The following is a 24,607-nucleotide window of genomic DNA, read 5'->3' on the forward strand; positions in this document are numbered from 1 at the left end:
TGATGCAGGCCCTGCGTGTCGAAAACCTCTCCGAGGATCTCTCGGGCCTCGCGCTTGTCGAAACATCAATTCCAGAGCGCGCGCCGGGCGAAGTGCTCGTGCGCATTCACGCGGCTTCGCTCAACTATCCCGATTTGTTGATGACGCGCGGAGATTACCAGTTCAAACCAGAGGTGCCATTCATCAGCGGGCTTGAAGCGGCTGGCGAAGTGATCGAAGCCGACCCTGATAGCGCCTTCAAGATTGGCGACCGGGTAATGGGTGGCAACAAAACCGGCGCCTTTGCCGAAATTGCCAGCCTGCCGTCCCGCAGCCTTTCCCCTGTTCCTGATGCGCTCTCCTACGCTCAAGCAGCCGCCATGGGCGCGGCCTATTCAACCGCCTACACTGGGCTGATCGAACTTTGTGGCCTGAAAGAAGGGCAATGGGTGTTGGTGCATGGAGCATCGGGCGGCGTGGGGCTAGCAGCGGTTGACCTTGCCAAGGCGATGGGCGCACGCGTTATTGCCGCGACGGGTATTGAGGCCAAACGCGAGCGGATTGACGCGCTCTTTGCTCCCGATGCCACCATCCTTGCTGAAGGACGCTTTCGGGAGTCCGTCGCCGACATCACCAACGGCGCGCTTTGTGACATCGTGTTTGATCCGGTTGGTGGCGACGTTTTTGATGAGAGCACGCGCTGCGTTGCATTCGGAGGCAAACTTGTCGTGGTAGGCTTTACGAGCGGGCGCATTGCCGATGTGGCGACCAATATTCCGCTCATCAAAGGCTTTTCGATTCATGGACTGCGCGCAGGCGAATATGCGCGCCGCTTTCCCGAAAGGGGCAAAGCGATCAACGCCTCTATAGCGCAGCTTGCTCAGGAAAAGCGCATCACACCAGCCATAGACCGTGTCTTGCCCTTGTCGCGCTGGCGAGAAGGCTTCGACGCGATGGCGTCACGCGAGTTGGTGGGGAAAGTGGTGTTTGAGCCGGGCGCGTAAGGCCCAGATCAGACTAAAGCGATGCGATCACTTCATCGGCAAGAGCGCTGTCTGCTTCCTTGCCATGCTTGTCAGCGATCAGCTTCTTTGAAGCAGACGCCGCAGCCTCAACCGCGCGCTCGCGAACTTCTGCCACTGCGTCACGCTCAGCAGCTGCAATCTTGTCCGCTGCCATACGCTCACGCCGTGCAACCATGGCTGCGCTTTCGGTTTCCGCCTTGGAGACGATGGCCTCAGCTTCACGCTTGGCGTTTTCCATCATGCTTTCGGCGTCTTTTTCAGCGCCGGCAATTTTGGCCGCGTATTCGTCACGCAGAGCTTCTGCTTCGGCACGAAGGTTCTTGGCTTCATCAAGTTGCTGCTTGATCGCCTCAATCTTGTCATCAAGACCGCGCGTGATCATGCTTGGAACTTTCTTCCAGATAAAGATCGCGAAGAGGACGCCCATTGCGAGCGAGACCCACTGGTATGCCTTGAGGCCGAATGATGCCGGCTCGGCAACGGTGCCCGCGGCTGTCAGAATAACGAGAGTGCTATCCATTGAGAGCCTCCTTCACCGCTTTGTTCGCGGTTGGCTTGGTAACCTTCGTCCCGGCGACTTTAAGAAGGATATCTTGAACAGCTTCCGCTGCTACGCCTTCGATTTCGCCCATGGCCGAATTGCGCGCCTCTTCGATGCGCCCTTCCGCTTCGGCCAATTGCGCATCCAGCCCTTCCTGCGCTTTGGCCAAGGCTTTCTCTGTGTTGGCCGCAGCTTTCGCCTTAGCGTCCGCAATCAGAGCTTGCGCGGCTGCACGGTTCTCATTCTCGCGAACTCGCCATGCCTCTTCTTGCTCACCTGCTGCATCACGTGCCGATTGCGCAGCAGCGAGATCGTCGGCGATCTGCTTGTCACGCAAAGACACGGTATCGAGGACCTTGGGCACCATGCCCCGGCCGACGACGAAAAAGGTGATGCCGAAGAAAACCAGAAGCCAGAAAATCTGGCTGGAGTAGGTTTCAAGCAGCTGGGCTATCTGAGGCATTGCGATAAGCTCCGCACGGGTGCCGGTTAAGAGCGCTGTGCCGCGCTCAGATGGCCGCGCCCGCGTGGACCTTTAATCAGGCTCACGCGAGAAGCGGCCACTTCTTTAATTAGGCGACGAAGATCAGGATCATCGCGACGACGAATGCGAGCAGGCCGAGAAGTTCAGCAGCCGCGAAGCCGATGAACAAACGACCCTGCTGGCCGTCAGCCGCACCAGGATTGCGCAGCGCGCTTTCGAGGAACGAGCCAAAAACGTTACCAACGCCGATGGCAGCCATACCGGCTCCGATTGCGGCAAGACCAGCGCCTACGAGCTTTGCAGCTTCTACTTCCATTTGAAAACTCCTTTGGAAATCTAATTAAAATCGTTGGGAAAAATAAGTGCCAAAACTTTAGTGAAGGTGTTCGGCGTCGTTGATGTAGAGCGACGTCAAAAGAGCGAACACATAGGCCTGGATACCGGCCACGAGAATTTCGAGAGCGCTGATGCCAATCATCAGCGTAAAGCTTGGGATCCCGACGAGGACGCCAAACCCTGCCCCTGCGTTCGTGCTGTCGATCACGAAGCTTGCTAGAACCTTGAGCAGGACGTGTCCCGCCATCATCGCAACGAACAGACGCAGAGCGAGGCTGAATGGGCGGACGAGGAATGAGATAAGCTCAATCGGGAAAATCACGGGGATCATTGGCAGCGGCGTGCCGTGCGGCACGAACAGCGTGAAGAATTTGATACCGTGTTTCCAGAAACCGACGATCAGGACGATCGAGAAGCTGATCACTGCGAATACACCGGTGACGGTGAAGTGACTGGTGAAGGTGAATGGGTGAACACCCACGAGACCGAGCGGCAACAGTCCGAGCAGGTTACCAAACAGAATGAACATGAACAGCGTGAAGACATAAGGCACATATTTGCGCCCTTCCTTGCCGATGTTCGCATCGAGCATGTCGTCAATGAAGCCTGTGAAAAACTCCACTGCCATTTGCCAGCGTCCCGGCACCAGTTCGCGTTTCATCCCGCCAGCAACGAAGACCACGAGCAAAATCGTGGTGATCGCCATCCACAGCGTCGAATTGGTGAACGCGATGTTCATGCCAGCGACGTCCCACGAGTCCGAGCCAAACATGGGCTCGATCTCGAACTGCTTCATCGGATCGACTTTGCCTTCTTCGCCTGCCACGGCTGATCAGTCCTCAATACTACATGCGAAAAACGCGTGCCCTTGATCGAGAGATTGGCGAGGCCGGAAACGCGCTTAGCGCCTCATTCCGGTTCGTTCGCGTCACTCTCAGAGCGCGCATCTGCGCTGAGAATAATGTTTCTGAAAGCAACCACTATCCCGAGGAACAGCCCCACTAACAGGCCCCATGGATTGGTGTTTGTCAGATAGCCGATGGCATATCCGACAACCACTCCCCCAAGAATCCCACCGATCAGATCAGCCAAAACTCGGCTTCCGCTGCGGTAATTCGCATCAGAGCCTTTTACTCTTGGCTGATTGCGTTCATTTTCGCGCTCGCGTGCGGCTTTCAACCGCGCCTCGAGCGCATCAATTCGCGCATCTTCAGCGATGGGTTCTCGTGCGGGTTTCTCGTCGCTCATCAATGCCTTCCTATAAACGAGATAGCACAAGCGCAACAAAGGGCCCCGCAAGAGGCGCGCACCCCTTAGAATCGGGTGTATCCCAAGTCAATGGCGCGCCGCGTTGCAGCGCAGCATTTATCGCGGCCTGTGTTGATAAGAATGCAAGTGAGCGCGCTTTCGCAGGTCAGCTATCGGCAAACGCTGCCCGCTGTCTGAGTCCAACGGTCCCAGATTTTACGGGCATCTAGGATCGCGCTCTGGCGGAGCGCTGGTGCGCGTCTTCCACGTGCGATCAGGTGCCTGATACTTCTCGCCCGGCACGGTGCGCATGATCGCCTGACAACCGGCTGTAAGAGCGTATTCTTCAAGCGTGGCGCTGTTTTCCTGCGCCTTGCGAGCATAGACCGCGCGCCGCTTGATATTGATATCATCAACCAGTCGCTGCAGCGCGGGCGTCGGCGAACCGACAATTCCAAGATAACCATCCACCTGCTCGCCGATTTGGCCCGAAGACCGTGCCGCTGCATAGGCAGGATCGCGCTGAGCGTTGGCAGGCACAGCAAAAGCAGTGATAGCCGCTGCACCGGCAGCGAGTGCCAATGTCGTCGTTCGAAGTTTGCTCATCATAATCTCACGCCTTCGAAATGGCAGACGTCAAAAGATGTCCGCATTTTCCTCAATAGTTTCAGCAGCATCCTCTGCAAGCCGATAGATCACTTCCTGCCGAATGTTGATGTTGAGCTCGATCACGATCGGTTCGTCCGGCGCATCGATATTGATGCACCCTGTAAGTCCGCCCGAAAGCCCCAAGGCAACAAGCATCGCCCATCCGGTTTTCTGTCTCATCGCCCCGTCACCCTTTATATTTCGCTTCAGATAAGAACTTTTGGCGAAACCGGGAGTGCGGGTCAATTTACGCAGTGTCATAAGTCTTCCTCGCTTTCGCCAGCTTGAACGGCGGGTTCATCCGGTCGCCTTACTTCGGGCGGGTCAGTGGGCGGATTTGCTGGATCATCATTGTTATCAGGAATTTCCAATCGCAGTCGTCCGTTCGATCCGGGAAGTGTTCCACGACTGACTGGATCGCCAAGCAGGGATGGATCCCAGAATGATCGCACCATCGTCGCCAATTGATAGAAATTCTGAGAGCGCACGTTGATATCGAAACGGATCGGCAACTTGGCGAGCCTTTTCGTGATGAAATTGCGGCTCGCACCCTCGCCTTGCCTGACGCCTTCGAATGTCATGTTGGTGATGATTTCGCCTGCAAGATCGCCGTTCAGGCCAATAGCCATCTGAGTGTAGTCGAGGCTGCGCAGCGATTGGAAGGCATAATTGCCCATTGCGCCGAGGTCTTCGTAAAGAAGCTCTCCGACGTAAGAGACATTGCCGCCCGGCGGACGCGATCGCAGTTCCCCTTGTTCAATCCTGCCATCGCCGTTTTCATCGAAAATGACCGGAATGGTGCCGTCAAAAATCCCCGTAGCGCCGATGTTGGTCAATTCGACCTGTGTTACGAACTTGGCCGCATCGAGTGCGATAATCTCGAAGACGTAGCTTTGGTCACCTGTTCCACCATAAACGATGTCAGTCGGGCGCAGCACCAATTCTCCGCCCATGAATGGCCAGCGCGCGTCTTTCACCGAAATCAATTTGCCGTTGGTCATTGAGTAGACGACCTTGCCTCTGAAGACCTCGATCCCGGGATTGATCGACGCGATAAAGAGTTCCTGATCGGGCGCAGTGGTGAGGTTAAGCAGATCGGTAAAACGGACCTCACCAGAAACACCTTCAACGGGGCCAAAAGCGGCTGCAAAGTCGAAGTCTTGCGTTGCAAAAACGCCGGTGCTGGAAACGTCTTCTGCAGTCCAATTGACGACACCCCCACCCGTGATGGTTCCGTCCGCAAGCGCGACCACGCCTTGCGCGAGGCTCGAGAGTTCTTCCATTTTCAATCCGGTGCCGAAAGTCACTCCCGGAACATCGAGCAAAGCCTGCCCTGCTCCGCTCTCGAGATCATGAGTGAGATCGACCGCCGTCACCAATTGTCCCGATCCAGGGTGGCGCAACTGCGCGTCGGCGCGGATATCGCTGCCCGCCATCGTCAATCGTGCGCCGTTCGCTTCAAGCGGATTGAAGCGCGGCAAACCGGGCGAGCGATCGGTGACGGTCAGTGATGCCTCATCAAGCTTGAGCGTTTCATCTTGATAGCGCCAGTTCCCTGCAATCTGCCCAAAGTCGAGCGGGACGGCATCGATCATGGCAGAACCGCCCGAGAATACGCCCTTGGCAAGTTCGCCATCCTCGCCTTTGAAATCGCCCACCAAGCTCACCGCAGCGAGATCAAGACCGCTTTCCGCCTCGCCAATCCGCACAGAGACATCGCTTAATTCAAAAGGTTCAGGAAAACGCAGCGCGCCGGTCGCCGCGGCCATCCTGATTGGGCTTTCGCCAAGATTGCCAAGCAATTCGAGATTCTCAGCGGCAATCCCAACGCTAAGAGTGTCCGAGTAAGCAATCATGGCGGTTTCCCCCGGCTCGGGACACAATTCGATCTGCTGAGCTTGCAAGGCAAGGTCATACAATGCGAGCGCTTCGAAACGCGCAGTGGTGCATTCTTGTCCCAATGCGAGCGCACCGCTGCGCGCCCATGTTCCCGCAACTGGCAGCGTTAGATCAGACACGTTGCCGCCCGGTATGTCTCCGCTTGCGCGAATGACGCCTTTGAAATCGAGATCGCCACTGCGGCTCTGGCGCATCTCTAGGCGCGGAATTGCAAGTCGATTGCCGCCCTCGCTGTAGGGGGCCATCGTCATTCGTGCAGTCAGTGCGCCGCGCCCGCGCTGTTCCATCCGAACGTTAATCTGCGGCAGACCTGCGCCGCCCGTTATGAAATTGCCCGTCAGAACACCTGCTCGCGTGGATCCGGAAGGGGACCAACTGACACGGGAGAGAGCTAACAAAGGCTCGCCCGAAGGGCTCGATACGCGGCCCTCCGGGATGATCACCGCGAGCCCGCTTTCATTCTGGCGCATCGTGACCGTCGCAGCGAGCGAGGCACCTTGTGCCTCAGCATCAAGGTTTCGCGTAAACTTGGTGAGAAGCGGTTCGAGCAGCGTCCCAGTGAGTCCGGCCTTCGCTTCGGCAACCAATGCCGTCGCGGTATCACCGGGAGTGAAGTTCTGCCCTGTGACATCCGCGCTCCATTCGGTATCCCCGCTTTCAAAAATGCTCCGCAAAGAGCCGTCAGCTGCGATCTTTTCTAGCCCGCCATAGGGAGTTTCGAATGCGTTTATCTCCAAATCATGCGCTAGGCTGGCTTTGGCCTCGTCAATAACTAGGCGCGCTGTGCCGCTCAATTTCTGGCCTTGCATGCCCGCAAGCGCCAGATCGGCCCCTGCCAGGGCGAATGCACCTTCTAGCTTTGAGAAATCATCAATTGTTGTGAGGTCAGCTGAGATATCCGCGTTGGCCAATGTCACGCCTTCACAATCGAGATCGCGAAGTCGCAAAGGGCCTGAAAATTCTGGCAGGCCCGCATTGGTTGTCAGATCGCCATAAAGCGTCGCGGTGCCTGTTTTGCAGGTTTCGGTCCCAAATCCGGGCGCCGTGGCGGCGAGCTTTGCTGCGAAGCCATCATTGAGCATCCCTTCGCCAGCAAGTTTCAGCCCGATCTTGCCGAAATCACTTTCAATAAGGCCGCGCGCATCGACGATCGCGATATCGAGTTCGGGAAGCCCACCTTCCCCTTCACCATAAATCGCGGGATCTAGCGCGCCGAAACTAAGCGTGCCATCACGCAAAGTGCCGTAAAAGCGCGGGTTGAAAGCTGTGATCCGGCCGATTTGCGGGGCTCCGAAACCATAGTCGACTTCCGCAACAATCCGCTCAATCGTGAGGTCAGGCCTTGCCGGATCGCCGATCACAAAATTCTCGATTATCTGCTGCTGAGGGCCGATTGAGATGATGTCGTATCGTGCTTCAAGCCCGCTTCCCGCCAATGCATCATCGATCAGATTGCCAGCGATTCTTTCGCGGCTGAACCAGAAGACAGTACCTGCAATTGCGATGAATGCGAGCAGTGCGATAGCAACGCGACTGAGCCACCAAAAGCGCACGCTATTGCGGCGAGGCTCATCATGCAGTTCGTCGGCGTCCATCGCGCGGGACCCTTGCGCATATCCAGTGCGAAAGGCAATGAAGCACAGTTAACTTCGCGAAGAAAGGGACGCTTTGGCGGAGCGGGAGGGCACTTTTGATTTCGATAACGCGTTCGGCAACACGACCGCGGCGAAGTCTGAGTCCAGCAAAATGGCGGGCCATGGCCACCGATCTCGCCTGCGCGCGCGCCTTTTGAAAGGCGGCGCAGAAGCGCTCGCCGATTATGAAGTGCTAGAATATTTGCTGTTCGCAGGCGTTCGGCAGGGCGACACGAAGCCTGTCGCAAAAGAGCTTTTGAAGCAATTTGGCACGCTTTCAGACGTCCTCAACGCCGATCCACATGCCCTTCAGCGGGTGAAAGGTGTGGGCGAAACAACTGCAGCGGCCTTAAAAGCCGTTAATCTCGCCGCTCGAAGAATGGCCCGCAGTGAGGTGAGCGAAAAGCCGGTGCTGTCAAGTTGGCAGGCGCTGATCGACTATCTCGCCATTGATATGGCGCATTTGAAAGTCGAGCGGGTACGCGTTCTTTATCTCGATACAAAGAACCGCCTGATTGATGATCATCACGCAGCTGAAGGATCAATCGATGAAGCCTCGGTCCATCCTCGCGAAGTCATCCGCCGGGCGATGGATGTTGGCGCGGCGGCGCTAATTCTGGTTCACAATCACCCCAGCGGTAATCCAGAGCCAAGTCGCGCGGACATCCAGATCACAAACCAGATCGCAGAAGCGGGTCGCCTGCTGGGCGTTACGTTGCATGATCACGTGATTATCGGGCGTGAGGGGCATGTCAGCCTTCGCGCGAAAGGTCTTATCTAGTTTCGCTCTGTAATCAGTCGTACGCCGGAGTGCTGCGCGAAAAAGCTCCAAAGCCAATTGATGACAACCGTCACACGGTTTCGTGCGCCGGAAAGAAAACTGACATGCACGAGGCCCCACAACCACCAGGCCTTCGCGCCCGACAAGTGGAAGCGGCCAAAGTCGGCAACAGCGGACTTGCGCCCGATTGTAGCTAGACTGCCCTGGTGCTTGTAGACGAAGGGCTTGGGCTTGGATTTTCCGAGCAATTCGCGCTCAACAACGTTTGCGACATGGGTGCCTGCCTGTTTCGCCGCTGGAGCAAGGCCTGGAACGGGTTTGCCGTCCCATGCCGTGCTTCCCGCCGTGTCACCGATAGCAAAGATATCCTGCAATGAGCCCTCGCCTGATTGAACTCGCAAGTGGTCATCAACTGCGATGCGGCCAGACCGATCGCTTTCCACGCCAAGCCAACGCGCAGCGGGAGATGCTGCAACGCCAGCAGCCCAAAGCACTGTCTCGGTTTCAATCCGAGCGTCATCGCCAATGCGCACATGGCGTTCAGCGATTTCGGTTACCCGGCTGCCAAGTCTGATTTCAACTCCCAAAGCCTCAAGCGAGGCGGCTGCTTTTGCTGACAAATCTTTGGGAAAAGCTGGCAGAATGCGGTCGCCCGATTGCACCAAAACGACGCGCGCCGTGGCGGGATCGACCGTGCGGAACTCGCGCGCAACGTTGATTTTCGCCAATTCCGCTATCGCGCCGGCCAGCTCAACACCGGTGGGCCCTGCCCCGACGATCACGAAGGTCAATAGGCGTTTTATCCGCTCTGGATCATCGCTAGCTTCCGCCTCTTCGAAGGCATTAAGGATTGTTCCGCGCACAGCCACGCCATCTTCGACAGTCTTGAGACCAGGCGCAAATTTGCCCCACTCATCCTTGCCAAAATAGCTGTGCGTCGCGCCCGTTGCGATGACCAGTTTGTCGAAAACCAACGTCTCACCGTGCGCCAGAGTGATCGTCTTTTCCTCTTTATCGACACCTGCCACCTCGCCTTTTAACACGCGGACATTGCCATCAGAGCGGAACAGGCTGCGAATGGGAGTTGCAATATCGGAAGGGTTCAGCGTTGCGGTGGCGATTTGATAAAGCAGCGGTTGGAACAGGTGATAATTGCGTTTGTCGATCAAAGTGATCCGCACGGGCAAGCGCTTGAGCCGATTGACGGCTGCAAGACCTCCAAAACCAGCGCCCACAACTACGATGTGCGGCCAGCTATCGGGAATGTCGGCATAGTCGCGATCAAACAGGATATTGCGTTCAAGCCAGCCCCAGATCGCTCTATCTACTGACAAGAAGCCGGCCCCTTTCGCTTCGTAAATGGCGAGCAGCAGAAAGGGGAAAAAGGTTATGTTGGGATGCGCGCCGGCGATCATGAAAAAGCCGATCAGGAAGAACAGGAGATAGGATACAATTCCTGCCCCAATCCCTGCGATAAACAGAACAGCGGTGATCAAAGCCAACCAATCGGGAAAACCCCAGAAAACCGTCATCGGAAGCCAGGTTTGAACACTGATCGGCGGCTCGATCACGTCCGCATAGGCAAGCAAGGTGACCCCAAGCCATATGCGGATAATCGCCAGCAAAGCCGGCGCCGCGTTGTCGCGCAGCCATTCGCCTGCCGCCACCACTGGCCGGGCCAAAGGAAGCGCGCTGTTCTTGAACCCTGAAGCCAAAGCGCGATCGATCGAGAACGCAGCAGGTCCGTGGATCACGTACCAGATGAGAATAGCCGAAACGATCAGGTTGGTCGTTGTTGGAATGTAGACCGCTTGCGAAATGATTGTGAGCGCTGCCATCGCCAAAGCAGCAGGTCTGGTGAACAGCCCAGCGATCAGAAGCAAAGGCGCAATCAGCTCAATCGCAAGACCCGTCGCCGCCGCATTGTGCGCGCTCATCCAACTGACCGGGTATTCATTGGCCGCGAGATAGACCGCCGTTTCCCAATCAGCCGCTTTGACGAGACCCGAGCGCAAAAACCACAGCGCGACGAAGAACCTTATCGTGATATCGGTGAAGGGCCAGAACAGCTCCGTCCCACCCGCATACCATTTGGTCCAACGCCTTAGCGTCACGCGAATGAACGGTGAGAAGCGCTCCTCCTGCAAAGGACGCGCGCCATCTGATTGCGCGTCTGCAACAGCGCTGGTCATAGCCAATTTCCTCCTGCACCTTAGTTCGCAGGAAATCAGTCTGGGTTACACCCCTCAACAGGCGAAACGCTCAAAACGCTAAATCTCAAAACCCCATTGCCGGTACGTTGGACGCAGGCTTGGATCACGGGCCAAGGCGTTATCGATATCTTCCTGCCCGCCTTTATCGCCCTCCTCTAGGCGAATAAGGCCGCGGAGCAGAATCGATGCCGTCTGATTGGGATTGAGGTCAAGCGCTGCAGCGATATCGGTTTTCGCTTCATCGAGCATGCCATTGCGCAGGAAGATCATCGCGCGGCTATCAATGGCGTTTGATGTGTTGTCGCTGTTCTCGACCGCTTTCTTGCACACCGAGATACCGTCACCGACATTGACCTGCCAGACGCCCATGAACCAACATTGCTCGTTCAAAAGGTAGGAATCGTTGGGTTTGTCGGCGAGCAGATTCGTGATCCGCATCAAGCCAGCTTCCCGCTGGCCTTCCAATGCGTCCAGCTCGGCCAGAGACACGGCGAGTTCTTCTCGCACATTCTCATCGCCATCTTCATACTCAAGGATGTCGCGCGCTTCGGCAAATTTACCCTGAACGGCAAGCATTGATGCCAGACTGATCGCTCGTGCAGGCCGTGGATCAAGCAAATAGGCTTCTTCAAGATCAGCGAGTGACGCATCGTGATTGCCGAGCATCGTATGCACGGTTGATCGTTGACCAAAATATTCGGCAGTAGGCTCGAGTTCCACCACCTTGTCCATGTCTTCAAGCGAGCCGCTGAAATCATAGGTGTTGTACCGGAAAGCGGCGCGCGTGAGATACGGGGTCACTTCCTCAGGATCTTTGATGATCAGCTGTTCAAGAGCATCCTCTATTGGTGCAAGCGTGCTTCGGTCCGTTTGCGTTGCAAATCTCCAAACACGCGGCAGATCCGTCGGCGCGATCAGCTTTGGCTTTTGCCTTGCCAAGGCTGCGGCTTTGCGACGTTCTTCTCGGAAGGCTTCGGGAGGCGTTTCTCCACCGTTTGCGGTTAGCGTTTCACTGACTGAGATAGTGCCGCCATCAAGCGAAATCATGCGTGTGTAGTGGCGGCCCGCAATTTCAACGTCGACGGGTTCAGCATCGCGCAACTCAAATCCCTTGGCACCATCGGGCAGAGTCATATTGACGGTGAACTGAGTGCTCGCCCCACTCCTGTTGCTCACCGGAATGTCCCGCCATTCACGCCGAGATCGATTAGGCGAAAAGCCCATTGATCCTGCAAACATGCCAAGGCCAAGTTCGCCCCGCAGTCCTTCAAATCGAAACTCCGGCGTTGCGATTCCGGTGATGACCATGGTCGAAACGCTGTCATCATCGCCCGGGATGATGTCGAAATCGATCATCGCAAGGCTGTTGTTCATCCCGCGCGCCATCTGGCGCTTGCGGTCTTCTGTCAGCTTTTCAGCAGCCGCGTTGAACTGGGCTGCTGAAGGACCGAAGAGCTTTGCGGTCATCGACACGAGCATGGGCAGATCAATGCCCGCAGTCGCGTCAACGTTCACTTCGGTGATGGCATCGGGAGCTCTGGGAAGAAGCTGTTTGATCGGCTCAATATCGCCGCCGCTTGCACGGATCGGCAGAGCGTATTCGAAGTTCGGCACATTGCCGACCGTTGTAAGATTCGCGCCAAGCGACGTGCCGTCGAGATAGTAGAGATTGCCGTCGATTTTCGCGCGCACAAGGACGTGATCGAAAGCGCCCGGCAATGGCAGCGATACAGGAACCAGGTTGCCGCCGCTCGACGAAACCAGCACCGCCTCAGCCTCGACTCCCAATTCGTCAAGGATGGCGAGCAGGATCACGGTTTTTGCTTTGCAATCGCCGTATTTCTTGTCCCACGTCTCGCTGACACTTTGCGGGAGGTAGTTTCCGCCATCGAGGCCATTGAGCAGATAGCGGACGTCCTCCTGCACCAACTCCAGCGCGGCGACTGCCCGCTCCAATTCGCCGGAATGCGATGTGCGTATTTCTTCAATACGGGCGATCAGATCATCGAGCCCTTCAAGCGCGCCATCGGTCTCGTAATACGGTGCCATGACGCTCGACACTTCAGACCAGCTGTCAAACGTGCCCAATTGCAGCATTGTCGCCTGCCGATAGCGCAGCGGCGCATCGCCCGGCACATCGTCCGCTTCGGGCAGCGGCATCATGACCTCGATCCGGTTGAAGCCATCGGCATTTTCGACTGCCGGAAGATCGTAATTGGGGCCAGCCTGATAGCGAACACCCAAATCATCGGGCCATGAGGCGCGAACGCGGGCGAAGTCTGCCTCGCTATCGGATCCGTATCCGCCGCCCTTTTCCTCCCGCCACAAATAGTATTGGCTCTGAACTTCGTCGCCGAGCGCCTGATCCCTGAGTGTCACCGAATAACGCAGCCGCAATTCATCGCCGACTTGCAGACCGGGAACTGCCATTGTCGCAGTCAAAGAACCGTCTAGAATACGCTGCTCAAGCATGCGCTCCCGGCGCAGGACTTCCATCTCTTCGCCTTGGGCAATGACATCGATGACTTCGCCATCGCGCAGAATTGAGACCTCGTGGACGATCAGGTCACCCTTATCAGGCAGCCAGGTCGCTTTAAGCGTTCCAACGCTCGAAAGGTCTGCAAGGCTCGCAATCTTGTAAACGTAATCGCGGTATTCCCACAGCTGCCCTTCAATGATCCGCAGTTGGGTATCGTTGACGAGCATCGAATTGGCCGCGTCGCGTTCAACCTCACCCAAATCGACCAGATCAATCCAATCGGGCGCAGGCTCATAAAGCGGTTCTTCACCCGCAAGCGCGATGCTGCTCCATGCCAAAGCAGCCGATGAAATGGTCACCGAAGAAATGGCCCGGCGCCACTTACGAAATCTCATAAATCTGCCCCAAAAATAACACTATACCCGGTGAACCTGCCCGCAATGACCTTAAATCGACCATGATGCGTGTCAAACGGTTTTGCCGAGTGTCGCACAATACTCTTTTGGTCGATACAAATCGTAAAGGCTTGGACAGCTGTTGCGGCGTCGGGCCTGGTTAAGCTGGTGGGGACAACGACGGTCCAAAAGACCTACACCCTTGCCAATTGTTCTCACCCGACATAGCCGCGCCCCATCGCTGTTTGGTTTAACCCGATAAGAAAGCTTATTCATGGTCCCGCGTTATGCTCGCCCCGAAATGTCCGCCCTTTGGGAGCCGGAGGCGAAATTCCGCATCTGGTTCGAAATAGAAGCGCACGCGACGCAGAAGCTCGCTGAGCTCGGCGTCGTCCCTGAAAGCGCTGCCAAGGCTCTGTGGGATTGGTGGGCAACGGATCCGGCCATAGATGTAGACGCAATCGATGCGATCGAAGCCGTTACCAAGCATGACGTGATCGCATTTCTTACATGGGTGGCAGAGCAGGTTGGGGATGAAGCGCGCTTTATGCACCAGGGCATGACGTCTTCCGACGTGCTCGACACGACGCTTTCCGTACAACTGGCGCGCGCATCCGATATCCTGCTCGCTGATCTCGACGCGCTACTGGCAGCGCTAAAGACGCGGGCTGAAGAGCACAAGTTTACACCCACAATCGGCCGCAGCCATGGCATCCACGCCGAACCGGTGACGTTCGGGCTGAAGCTCGCGCAGGCTTATGCCGAGTTTGATCGGTGCCGTGAGCGGCTGATCGCCGCGCGCAAGGAAATCGCGACTTGTGCCGTATCCGGCGCGGTTGGGACCTTTGCCAATATTGACCCTTCAGTTGAAGAGTATGTGGCCGAACAGCTGGGCCTCACCCCCGAACCCATAAGCACTCAGGTCATCCCGCGTGATCGTCATGCCATGTATTTTGCGACGCTTGCTGTCATCGCAGGCTCTATTGAGCGGCTCGCAGTCGAAATTCGCCATTTGCAGCGCACAGAAGTGCTGGAAGCGGAGGAATTCTTCTCCAAGGGTCAAAAAGGCTCCTCCGCCATGCCGCACAAGCGCAATCCTGTGCTGACCGAAAATCTGACAGGGCAAGCGCGCATCATCCGCGCTTACGCGATGCCCGCGCTTGAGAATGTGGCGCTTTGGCATGAACGCGATATCTCGCACTCATCGGTGGAGCGCTATATCGGGCCTGACGCGACCATTGCGCTTGATTTCTCGCTCGCCCGCCTGACGGGTGTCGTGGAGAAATTGCTGGTCTACCCAGAACGGATGCAGGCCAATCTCGACAGCATGGGCGGGCTCGTCCATTCGCAGCGCGTCCTGCTTGCTCTCACGCAAGCCGGCGTCAGCCGCGAAGATGCCTATGCCATTGTACAGAGAAACGCGATGAAGGTCTGGGAAAGTTCGGGCGCATTGTCGCTTCTCGATCTCCTCAAAGCGGATGCAGAGGTGACTGCCGCACTGAGCGAGGAGGAACTCGAAGAAAAGTTCGATCTTGCCTACCATTTCAAGCATGTCGACACGATCTTTGCCCGCGTGTTCGGCTAGGTCTCGCTAGACTTGGGCGATAAATCGCCTAGGTTCGTGGCTTCGGGAAAAGAGGTAGGGGACGTTTAACGTGCAAATCCTCCGCACACTAATTTGGATCTTGGTGACGGTGTTTGTCGCCGTTTTTGTGCTCATCAATTACGGTGAGCCGCAGCGCGTGAAAATCTGGCCGTCGGCCGATCCGGTTGGCTTCGACTGGCCTGTTGGCGTTATAGCGCTCGCGTTTTGGCTGCTCGGTGTCATTCCATTCTGGATCTACCATCGCGGGGTCAAATGGAGCCTTAATCGCCGCATTCGCAGTCTCGAAAACTCAATGAAATCCAACGCTTTGTCGCGCAGGCCCGATCCTGAGCTGAATTCGACCCCGCCTGTGGATGAACCTGCGGATAAACCTGCTGAAAAACTGGGGGAAACGGGTGGATTATCACCCGAAGAAGGAAGCACCCGATGACCAACCCCGTCTATCTCGCGCTCGATATCCCGCAGGTCGAACCGGCCAAGGCGCTACTTGAAAAGGTAAAAGCACACATTGGCGGCGTTAAGCTGGGGCTTGAATTCTTCTGCGCGCATGGCGGCCACGGCGTCCATGAGATTGCGCATATGGGCCTGCCGATCTTCCTCGATCTGAAATTTCACGACATTCCCAACACGGTCGCTGCAGCCATGCAGGCCATCCATGTCTATGAACCCGCGATTGTCACCATCCATGCAAGCGGCGGGCGCGCGATGATGGAAGATGCCAAGGCTGCCGCTGCAGAAGGGTGCAAAGTCGTGGCCGTCACCACTCTAACGAGCCTCGATTCCAATGATCTCACTGACACCGGCGTTTACGGCAGTGCTGAAACACAGGTGATGCGGCTCGCTGAATTGGCACAAAAAGCGGGTCTTGACGGTATCGTATGCTCGGGCCAGGAAGTCGGCAAAGTCCATGCACAATGGAAGGACGGCTTCTTCGTCGTCCCTGGCCTGCGTCCCAATGGGAGCGGCACCGGCGATCAAAAACGCGTCGTCACCCCAAGATCAGCGCGCGACAATGGCGCAAGCGTTCTGGTAATAGGCCGCCCCATCAGCCGCGCGGATGATCCAGAAGTAGCAGCGCGCGCGATTGAAGCAACGCTTTAACCCTAGAAAACCTATGACAATTCAGATCAAAATCTGCGGGCTGAAGGACCCGCTCTCCATCAATACCGCTATTGAAGCAGGTGCGACGCATATTGGGCTGGTGCATTTTGAGAAGAGCCCTCGCCACGTTGATATCGAAACGGCGGCGCGGCTTAGCACAATGGTGGACGGAAGAGTGAAAACCGTGCTTCTGCTCGTCAACGCGCAGATTGAGGAGACGGGCCGCGCTATTGACGCGATAAGGCCCGATATCGTCCAATTCCACGGCCGCGAGACGCCCGAATGGGTGGATCTTGTCCGGCAAAAAGGCGGAGTGGAAGTGTGGAAGGCGCTTGGTGTCAGAAATGCTGATACGCTTGCCAAATCCGCTCGGTTTGAGGGCAAGGTTGATCGCCTACTCTTTGATGCGCCTGCACCAAGACCTTCAGATGGCACCGAAGCACTGCCTGGCGGCAATGGTGTCGCATTCCGCTGGGAGCTTTTGAAAGAGCACGATCACAAAGTGCCATGGGGGCTTGCTGGTGGGTTGACGCCAGAGAACGTGGCGGAGGCGATCAGGCTAACAGGTGCCGATCTTGTCGACACATCATCAGGTGTCGAAACCAGCCCCGGCGTCAAGGACGTGGACAAGATCAAAGCCTTCTGTCAGGCGGCAAAGTCAGCATGAACACACAACCCAACTCCTTCCGCACCCAGCCCGATGATCGCGGTCATTTCGGTGAATTTGGCGGACGTTACGTCGCAGAAACGCTGATGCCGCTGATCCTTGATCTGGAGCGTGAATATCGCGCTGCACAGAAAGATCCAGCGTTTCAGGCCGAATTTGACGACCTGCTCGAACACTATGTCGGTCGCCCCTCCCCGCTCTATTTTGCTGAGAGGCTAACCGAGCACCTGCGCAAAGAAGCTGAGCCGGGAATGGGTGCGCAGGTCTGGTTCAAGCGTGATGAGCTCAATCACACCGGCGCGCATAAGATAAACAATTGCATCGGTCAGATCCTGCTCGCGAAACGTATGGGCAAGACCCGCATCATTGCTGAAACAGGCGCAGGCCAGCACGGCGTTGCCACGGCGACCGTGTGCGCACGCTTTGGCCTGCCTTGCGTCATCTATATGGGCGCAGAGGACGTCGCGCGGCAATCTCCCAACGTGTTCCGCATGAAGCTGCTCGGCGCGGAAGTCGTGCCCGTCACCAGCGGCGGTGCAACGCTCAAAGACGCGATGAACGAAGGGCTACGCGATTGGGTCGCGAATGTGCATGACACGTTTTACATCATCGGCACGGCGGCAGGCCCGCACCCCTACCCTGAATTGGTGCGCGATTTCCAAAGCGTGATCGGCACCGAAGCGCGCGCCCAATTACTCGCTCGCACTGGCCGCCTGCCCGATCTGCTGATTGCGTGCATTGGCGGCGGATCGAACGCACTGGGCCTGTTCCACCCTTTCCTGGACGATCCCGATGTAAAAATGCTCGGCGTCGAAGCAGCAGGGCACGGCCTTGATGGTGACGAACACGCGGCAAGCCTCCTCGGCGGCTCACCTGGAGTGCTTCACGGCAACAAGACCTACTTGCTTCAAGACGAAGATGGCCAAATCACTGAAGGCCATTCAATCAGCGCTGGCCTCGATTATCCCGGCATTGGCCCCGAGCATGCCTGGCTCAAAGACACAGGCCGCGTTGAATACACCGCCGTTACCGATGACGAGGCGTTGGAAGGCTTTCAACTGCTATGCCGGACCGAGGGTATTATCCCCGCCCTCGAACCCTCCCATGCACTGGCTGCCGTCGCCAAACGCGCCCCGCAAATGCGCGAGGACGAGATCATCTGCATGAACCTGTGCGGACGCGGCGATAAGGACATCTTCACCGTGGCTGAAAAGCTTGGGGTGCAGATGTGAAGCGAGACCGGCGAGCAGTCTTGGCCATCGTTCTTTTGTTCGTCGGAATTGGGTTCGCTGTCAGCTACAGCTACGATTATGCCTATTTTAGGGCGACATATGCTTCAGAGAGAGCTTCGAGTTCGCCACACGCGCCGATCTGGTGCCTCGCAGATTGCCCTACTCACCCAGCTGATAAAGGCTATAAGTTTTGGATAAGCTTCACTTCCTTTGCTTCAACTTTCGCGATCTTACTACTCATGTATTTTCGGCCTAAGACATGACCCGCCTCCAAACTGCCTTCTCTCAACCCCACCCCGCTTTCGTCGCTTTCATAACTGCTGGCGACGGCGACACCGCGGCCAATCTCGACGCTCTTGTTGCGGGCGGTGCGGATGTGATTGAGCTTGGCATGCCGTTTACCGATCCGATGGCGGATGGACCTGCGATCCAGTCTGCGAATTTGCGATCATTGGGCAAAGGCACCACCACTGCTGACGTCTTTCAAGTCACAAAAGACTTCCGCGCACGGCATCCTGACACCCCACTCATCCTGATGGGATACGCCAATCCTATGATCCGGCGCGGGCCTGAATGGTTTGCATCCGAATGCGTAAAGGCAGGCGTGGACGGCGTCATCTGCGTCGATATTCCGCCCGAAGAAGATGGCGAGCTTGGCCCGGCGCTGCGCGATGCTGGTATTGCGCCTATTCGGCTTGCAACGCCCACCACTGATGCTGCACGCCTTCCGCAAGTGCTCGAGGGATCGGGCGGGTTTCTTTATTACGTGTCGGTCGCCGGGATTACGGGTCTGCAACAGGCCGCGCAAAGCTCTATCGAGGAGGCGGTCGCGAAACTCAAAGCCGCGACCGATCTGCCGGTCGCCGTCGGCTTTGGTGTGCGCACGCCCGAGCAGGCAGCTGAAATCGCAAAAGTGGCCGATGGCGTTGTCGTCGGCTCTGCGCTCGTGGATCTTGTCGGCGAATTTGGCGATGAGGCCCCGGCCAAGCTACAAGAGCTGACCGAGAGGCTGGTCGCTGCAATGAGAGACTTGAAACAATGAGCTGGTTCAACCGCGTTCGCAATTCGCTCGGGTTTACCGACGAGAAAAAGAGCACAGAGAAAGATCTCTGGATCAAATGCTCCAATTGCCAGGAAATGCTGTTTGTCGCCGAGTACGAAGAGAACCTCTCAGTCTGCCCCCGGTGTGAGCATCATGGACGGATTGGCGCAGATGCTCGGTTGAAGCTGCTGCTTGATGAGGGTTTCGACCTGCTCCCGCTGCCACAAGTCACCGAAGATCCTCTGAAATTCAAGGATTCCAAGCGCTACACCGATCGCCTCAAAGCTGCTCGCGCCAAGAACCCGCATGATGATGCATTCGTGGTTGGATCAGGCGAGATTGATGGCAAGCCTGCCGTCGTAGGTGTGCAGGATTTCGGCTTTATGGGCGGATCGATGGGCATGGCTGTCGGCATGGCGTTTTGTGCAGGGGCTGAGCGCGCGCTTCGACGCAAGGCGGCTTTCGTGGTGGTAACGGCGGCGGGCGGCGCTCGTATGCAGGAAGGCATTTTGAGCCTTATGCAAATGCCGCGCGCGACTGTGATGACGCGGCGTCTAAAGGCGGCAGGTCTGCCTTACATAGTCGTGCTTACAGACCCAACCACGGGCGGCGTTACGGCCAGCTATGCGATGCTGGGCGATGTGCAGATTGCTGAACCCGGCGCGCTGATTGGTTTTGCTGGCCAGCGCGTGATCCAGGACACGATCCGCGAGCAGCTGCCCGAAGGCTTTCAGCGCGCCGAATATTTGCACAAGCACGGCATGGTCGACATGGTGGTGCATCGCCGCGATCTGAAGGCGACGCTTGCAAGCGTGCTCGACTACATGCAGCCGCCGAAAACCGGCAGTAAGGCTGCCTGAGGCCAATGCCCGATTTCGGCCGCTCGGACGATCCGCGCGTTCAATCACAACTCGACAGGCTCGCAAAGTTGAGCGTTCCGCAAGGCCGATTTGGCCTTGAGACGATGCGCGCGATGATGGAGCGGCTCGGTAATCCGCACCGCAAGCTACCGCCGGTGTTTCATGTCGCTGGCACAAATGGGAAAGGATCCACCTGTGCTTTTCTGCGCGCGATGCTGGAGGCTGAGGGGTACAAGGTGCATGTCACCACGTCCCCTCATCTGGTGCGCTATAATGAGCGGATCCGGGTTGCGGGAAAGCTGATCGAGGATGCGCGGCTGGCTGAACTGCTCAAAGAGGTCTTGGACACATGCGAGGATTTGGGACCAAGCTTCTTTGAAGTCACGATCGCTGCCGCCTTCACCGAGTTCGCGCGCGTGCCAGCGGATGCTTGCGTCGTTGAAGTGGGCCTTGGCGGGAGGCTCGATGCTACCAATGTGCTGGAACCGGAAGTTCTTGCGGCCTGCGGGATCGCGGCTTTGGGGTTGGACCATGAGAGGTTTTTATTGGCGCCGGAGGAAGGCGTGCCAGAGGAGCCTATAGCACGCATTGCGTTTGAAAAAGCGGGGATCGCAAAACGGGGTGCGCCGCTGGTGACTTATGGCGGGCGCCTTAATCCTCGCGAGGCAAAGGCTGCCATTGAGTCTGTCGCTCAATCGCAGGGCGCCGAACTATTCGATTGGTGGAATGTGCTGGAACAAGGGGGGAATAGCGGCGAGTTTATGTACTGCGAGCGCGAGCGAGAGCTTGATTTTCCAAAACCCTCCTTGTCAGGCGAGCATCAGTATCTGAACGCCGGTCTCGCTATTGCCATGCTCCGCGCCCAGTCGAAGTTAGCGGTTTCATTCAAAGCTGCCGAACTCGGCCTAATGCGCGCAAATTGGCCCGCGAGGATGCAGCATCTCAGAACGGGACCGTTGACTGCCCTGACCGCTTCACAGGTCTGGCTCGACGGGGGCCACAATCCAAGCGCAGGCGAAGCTATTTCGAAGCATTTTGATGGTCCGGTGCACCTCATCCTTGGGATGCTCGACAACAAGAACCCACGCGCTTTGCTCGATCCGCTCGGAGACCGGGTGCGGTCCCTTCGGATTGTTCCAGTACCCGGCCACGATGCGCACCCGGCCTCGGCTTTCGGACCGGATGCGGTGACGGCTGACAATCTGGAAGAAGCGCTGCTCAGCCTGCCATCGGATGATTTCCCGGTGCTCATTGCAGGTTCGCTCTATCTGGCTGGTGAGGCGCTCAAACTGAATGATGAGATACCCGATTAGGCCCCTTCGCGCCCTGCACTTCCCAGTGCATCATCAACCAGTCCCGACCGCATCATCCATGCAAACAGCACTATACCCGGCAGTGCCAGCACAGTCGTCAGCACATAGAATTGCACATAGCCAAGGCCTTCAATCAGCGCGCCAGCTGTCGTGCCAGTGAGCAGCCGTCCGACAATGCTCGCTCCTGCTGAAATCAGTGCATATTGCGCGGCGGTAAAGCGCAAATCGCACAGCGCGGAGAAGTAGGCGACGACAACAACGCCGCCATATCCACTGGCGAGGTTCTCAAACCCTATCGCAGCAGCGAGGCCGAGATTGGAATGCCCGGCACCGGCCAGAATTGCAAAGCTCAAATTCGACACCGCCATCAGCACCAGCGCAAGCAGAACCGAGCGCTTCAATCCTGCCTGCGCATAGATGATACCGCCCACGAATATGCCGATGATATAGGCCCAAAAGCCGACGCCCACATCGTACAAGGCTATCTCGTCATTGGTGTATTGAAGATGCTCAAACAGAAGGCGGAAAGTCAGGTTTGCAAGCGTATCGCCAATCTTGTGTATCAGGATGAAGGCGAGGACGAGCCACGCCCCATGTCTTGCGAAGAACTCTTCGAAAGGCCCGGCGATTGAGCGCCACACATCGCCCAGCCTCTTACGCGCAATTTGTGCTTGGCGGCGCGCCGGTTCGCCCATGAAAAGAGCGGTCAGCATTGCGGGAAGAGCCAGCCCTGCACAGGCAATATAGGCCGCCTCCCAACCATGTCGCGCAGCCACAACCAGCGCGATCGCTCCCGCGCCAGCCGAGCCTACGCGCCAGCCATATTGGTTCATGCCTGATCCCGTACCAAGCTGATCGGGCGTCAAGACTTCGATACGGTAGGCATCGATCACAATGTCGAATGTCGCCCCAGCGACGCCAACAAGAACAGCAGCTATGATTGTGGCAGTGAGGCTGGAGGCAGGGTTCACAAGCGCTAGATTGACGACCGCCGCGATAACAAAAGCGCCCGCGAGCAGCATCCAAGACACCCGCTGCCCGAGCGCGCTGATGAAAGGCAAACGCACACCGTCAATCACCCAGGCCCAAAAGACTTTCAGATTGTAGACGAGAAACGCGAGGCTGAAGGCAGCCACGGTCTTTATGTCGATCCCGTCCTGCGCCAGCCGCGTCGTCAGCGTCGCGCCAATCATCGCATAGGGAAAGCCCGAAGAGACGCCGACTGCAAAAGCCGCCAGCACTTCCTTTTCAACATAGGGTTTCGCCGCGCTCCAAAGGGTGCGCTTGGTCATCTGATACTATTCGGCAGGCTGCGCGGAAGCTTCGGGCGCTACAACGCCGGCTTTGGCTCCTGCCCGCGATTGGCGATACCATTCTGCAAGGCACAGGAAGACTGCAATAAAGCCTATAAAGGTCGTGAGCACGAAAACGTCGAAATAGCCTTGGTTCTCGATCATATCCCCCAAAGCGCCGCGACCAAGCGTGCCTACCAGCAAGGTGAGCGAGGACAGCAGCGCGTATTGCACGGCCGCATATTTCTTCGAAACAATGGAAGAGAGCCACGCAACGAACGCAGCGCCCGCAATGCCAATCGCCAAGTTCTCAAACATGATGGTGAAAGTTAGACGCGGCAAAGCATCGGATCCGAATGGAGCAATCGTGCTGATCAGCCAGGAGAACCCGACAAGATCACTCGCCCACTGCATGTTCGCGCCGCCCACGGCCATATCTGCGTATAGAAGGTTGGTGAGCGCGGCGAGCAAGGCACCTAGAGTCAATGTCAGCATTCGCCCAAGTACGGTCAGCATATATCCGCCCAGTGCGAGCCCGGCGATGATTGCTCCGACGCCAAAGAACTTGGATGCAAAGGCAACCTCGTCATTGGTGTACTGCAATTCGCCAAGATAGAAGGGATAAGCAAACGTGCCCCAGATCGCGTCGCAGATGCGGTAAGTCAGCACTAGCGCGAGGATAAGGATGAGCGGCCAGCCAATCCGCCCCACAAACTCAATCAGAGGCACCAGCAAAGCGCGGTAAAGATGGTCAAGAGCGCCGCCCTTTGATGCACTCACCTCGCCCACCTCGATCACATCTTCATTGAGCACCCGCTTTTGATGCAAGAGAGCCGCGATAATGCTCGGCAGGATGATGGTCGCAAGGATGATGAAGGGGCCAAACCATTTGGTAAAATCGGTCGGATCAGGCCGACCGCTCTCATTGAGTGGGAACATGCCAAGCAGCCAGTTGAAATCGAAATAGGCACCGCTGCCAAACTCCATGACAGGCAGGAACATGGGAACAAATCCGCCGAGCGCACGAACCATGAAGATGCCCAGGATGAGCAGCGCCCATCCCCATAAGGCAAGCACCCAGACAAGATGCTTGTTGCGCACATCCCGCCGCACTTCGCCCACGGCATAGAGCTCTTCAATCTCGTCTTCACCCGGACCGATTGCGCTCGCTTTGCCGCCTTCGCCATCGGGGGCAAACAGGCCAGCAAATCCTACCAAGAGGATCGAAGCGCCGAACAGCAGATATGTCTCTGGCCAACCGATGCGCGCTGCGATTATCAGACCGAGCGCCCCTCCAAATAGCGAGGCAAGGCGAAAGCCCATCTGGTAAATCGTCGAGAGGATATCGAGCGTCGCCTTTTCGTCCGCCACATCGATACGCCAAGCGTTGATCGCAATGTCCTGGGTCGCGCTCGCCAAGGCGCCGATCCCTGCGAGCAGCGAAAACCAGCCGAGCTGCGTCTTGGGTTCAAGCAAGCTCAGCGTCACCAGAATGATGCCAAGGATCACCTGCATCGGGACGATCCATTGCTTGCGCTTGCCCAATGCTCGCAAGGCCGGGATGTTGATTTTATCTACCAGAGGCGACCAGATGAACTGGAAAGCGTAGGCTAGCCCGATGAGCGAAAAAACGCCCATCGTTTCAAGGTCAACCTCGGCTTCGGAAAGCCAAGCGTACAGCGTTCCCAAAAACAATGCGAACGGCAAACCACTGGCAAAGCCGAACAGCGCCATAAAGGCCGTTTTGCGCTGCCCCATGGCACGCAGAACTTCGCCCATTCCGGGCTTCTTTTTGGCAACTGCTTCGGTCAACTTGTGATCCCTTTCGATCC

The 24,607-nt window shown here is 57.1% G+C and carries 22 protein-coding genes; 10 read left to right on the forward strand and 12 right to left on the reverse strand.

Translation table 11 applies throughout. The features are described 5' to 3' along the window. Positions 1–2 precede the first annotated feature (2 nt). Positions 3–983 carry an NADPH:quinone oxidoreductase family protein gene (locus AUC45_RS03560; RefSeq protein ID WP_067598209.1) on the forward strand — a complete coding sequence of 327 codons (981 nt, stop codon included), beginning with the start codon at positions 3–5 and terminating at the stop codon, positions 981–983. A gap of 13 nt (positions 984–996) precedes the next feature. Here the strand turns inward: AUC45_RS03560 and AUC45_RS03565 are convergent, their stop codons facing one another. From AUC45_RS03565 to AUC45_RS03600, 8 genes are all read right to left on the reverse strand, one after another. Next, positions 997–1,524 carry an ATP synthase subunit B gene (locus tag AUC45_RS03565; RefSeq protein WP_067598212.1) on the reverse strand — a complete coding sequence of 176 codons (528 nt, stop codon included), beginning with the start codon at positions 1,522–1,524 and terminating at the stop codon, positions 997–999. Then, positions 1,517–2,008: an ATPase gene (locus tag AUC45_RS03570; protein WP_067598215.1), complete on the reverse strand. Its 492-nt coding sequence runs from the start codon at positions 2,006–2,008 to the stop codon at positions 1,517–1,519. The genes AUC45_RS03565 and AUC45_RS03570 overlap by 8 nt, the downstream gene beginning before the upstream one ends. Before the next feature lie 109 nt (positions 2,009–2,117). Next, positions 2,118–2,345 (reverse strand): F0F1 ATP synthase subunit C, encoded by a 228-nt coding sequence (locus AUC45_RS03575; RefSeq protein WP_040964046.1) that lies wholly within the window; start codon positions 2,343–2,345, stop codon positions 2,118–2,120. Between the two features lie 57 nt (positions 2,346–2,402). Then, on the reverse strand, positions 2,403–3,161 hold the full coding sequence (locus AUC45_RS03580) for a F0F1 ATP synthase subunit A (protein WP_067599026.1): 759 nt from the start codon (positions 3,159–3,161) through the stop codon (positions 2,403–2,405). 113 nt (positions 3,162–3,274) lie between these two features. Further along, the gene (locus AUC45_RS03585) at positions 3,275–3,613 is read right to left on the reverse strand and encodes an AtpZ/AtpI family protein (RefSeq protein WP_067598218.1); all 339 of its coding nucleotides are present in this window, start codon (positions 3,611–3,613) and stop codon (positions 3,275–3,277) included. Positions 3,614–3,829: 216 nt separating this feature from the next. After that, positions 3,830–4,222: a YdbL family protein gene (locus AUC45_RS03590; RefSeq protein ID WP_067598221.1), complete on the reverse strand. Its 393-nt coding sequence runs from the start codon at positions 4,220–4,222 to the stop codon at positions 3,830–3,832. Positions 4,223–4,249: 27 nt separating this feature from the next. Next, entirely contained in the window at positions 4,250–4,441 is a 192-nt protein-coding gene (locus AUC45_RS03595; protein ID WP_067599029.1) for a YnbE family lipoprotein, read from the reverse strand. 77 nt (positions 4,442–4,518) lie between these two features. Continuing rightward, the gene (locus tag AUC45_RS03600) at positions 4,519–7,755 is read right to left on the reverse strand and encodes a YdbH domain-containing protein (protein ID WP_067598224.1); all 3,237 of its coding nucleotides are present in this window, start codon (positions 7,753–7,755) and stop codon (positions 4,519–4,521) included. 151 nt (positions 7,756–7,906) lie between these two features. On the opposite strand from AUC45_RS03600, the gene radC reads away from it, so the two are divergent. Beyond that, positions 7,907–8,575 (forward strand): DNA repair protein RadC, encoded by a 669-nt coding sequence (gene radC, locus AUC45_RS03605; RefSeq protein WP_082700963.1) that lies wholly within the window; start codon positions 7,907–7,909, stop codon positions 8,573–8,575. Here the strand turns inward: radC and AUC45_RS03610 are convergent. Continuing rightward, positions 8,572–10,767, reverse strand: a complete 2,196-nt coding sequence (locus tag AUC45_RS03610; RefSeq protein ID WP_067598230.1) for an FAD-dependent oxidoreductase — start codon at positions 10,765–10,767, stop codon at positions 8,572–8,574. The two genes, radC and AUC45_RS03610, sit on opposite strands and share 4 nt — an antisense overlap. Before the next feature lie 78 nt (positions 10,768–10,845). Then, complete coding sequence (locus tag AUC45_RS03615; protein WP_082700938.1) at positions 10,846–13,662, reverse strand: DUF3857 domain-containing protein; 2,817 nt, start codon at positions 13,660–13,662, stop codon at positions 10,846–10,848. 274 nt (positions 13,663–13,936) lie between these two features. Between AUC45_RS03615 and purB the strand changes: the two genes are divergently transcribed. The 8 genes from purB to AUC45_RS03655 all read left to right on the forward strand — a co-directional run bounded on the left by purB (position 13,937) and on the right by AUC45_RS03655 (position 21,483). Beyond that, on the forward strand, positions 13,937–15,247 hold the full coding sequence (gene purB, locus AUC45_RS03620) for an adenylosuccinate lyase (protein WP_067598236.1): 1,311 nt from the start codon (positions 13,937–13,939) through the stop codon (positions 15,245–15,247). A gap of 70 nt (positions 15,248–15,317) precedes the next feature. Further along, entirely contained in the window at positions 15,318–15,698 is a 381-nt protein-coding gene (locus tag AUC45_RS03625; protein WP_067598240.1) for a hypothetical protein, read from the forward strand. Then, positions 15,695–16,369, forward strand: coding sequence for an orotidine-5'-phosphate decarboxylase (gene pyrF, locus AUC45_RS03630; protein WP_067598243.1), 675 nt, complete (start codon positions 15,695–15,697; stop codon positions 16,367–16,369). The genes AUC45_RS03625 and pyrF overlap by 4 nt, the downstream gene beginning before the upstream one ends. Before the next feature lie 13 nt (positions 16,370–16,382). After that, the gene (locus tag AUC45_RS03635; protein WP_067598246.1) at positions 16,383–17,036 is read left to right on the forward strand and encodes a phosphoribosylanthranilate isomerase; all 654 of its coding nucleotides are present in this window, start codon (positions 16,383–16,385) and stop codon (positions 17,034–17,036) included. Continuing rightward, entirely contained in the window at positions 17,033–18,268 is a 1,236-nt protein-coding gene (gene trpB, locus AUC45_RS03640; RefSeq protein ID WP_067598249.1) for a tryptophan synthase subunit beta, read from the forward strand. Before AUC45_RS03635 ends, trpB begins: the two co-directional genes overlap by 4 nt. A gap of 259 nt (positions 18,269–18,527) precedes the next feature. After that, a complete protein-coding gene (gene trpA, locus AUC45_RS03645; RefSeq protein ID WP_067598251.1) occupies positions 18,528–19,310 on the forward strand; it encodes a tryptophan synthase subunit alpha in 783 nt (260 codons plus the stop codon). Further along, a complete protein-coding gene (gene accD, locus AUC45_RS03650; protein WP_067598254.1) occupies positions 19,307–20,170 on the forward strand; it encodes an acetyl-CoA carboxylase, carboxyltransferase subunit beta in 864 nt (287 codons plus the stop codon). Before trpA ends, accD begins: the two co-directional genes overlap by 4 nt. A 5-nt stretch (positions 20,171–20,175) precedes the next feature. After that, positions 20,176–21,483, forward strand: coding sequence for a folylpolyglutamate synthase/dihydrofolate synthase family protein (locus AUC45_RS03655; protein ID WP_067598257.1), 1,308 nt, complete (start codon positions 20,176–20,178; stop codon positions 21,481–21,483). Here AUC45_RS03655 and AUC45_RS15670 read toward each other — a convergent pair. Together AUC45_RS15670 and AUC45_RS15675 are read right to left on the reverse strand one after the other, a co-directional pair. Further along, positions 21,480–22,775 (reverse strand): MFS transporter, encoded by a 1,296-nt coding sequence (locus AUC45_RS15670; RefSeq protein WP_067598260.1) that lies wholly within the window; start codon positions 22,773–22,775, stop codon positions 21,480–21,482. The genes AUC45_RS03655 and AUC45_RS15670 overlap by 4 nt on opposite strands. Before the next feature lie 6 nt (positions 22,776–22,781). Beyond that, positions 22,782–24,587: an MFS transporter gene (locus tag AUC45_RS15675; protein ID WP_233998516.1), complete on the reverse strand. Its 1,806-nt coding sequence runs from the start codon at positions 24,585–24,587 to the stop codon at positions 22,782–22,784. Between the last annotated feature and the right edge of the window lie 20 nt (positions 24,588–24,607).

Source organism: Erythrobacter sp. YT30 (genome assembly GCF_001542875.1).
Lineage (GTDB): Bacteria > Pseudomonadota > Alphaproteobacteria > Sphingomonadales > Sphingomonadaceae > Erythrobacter.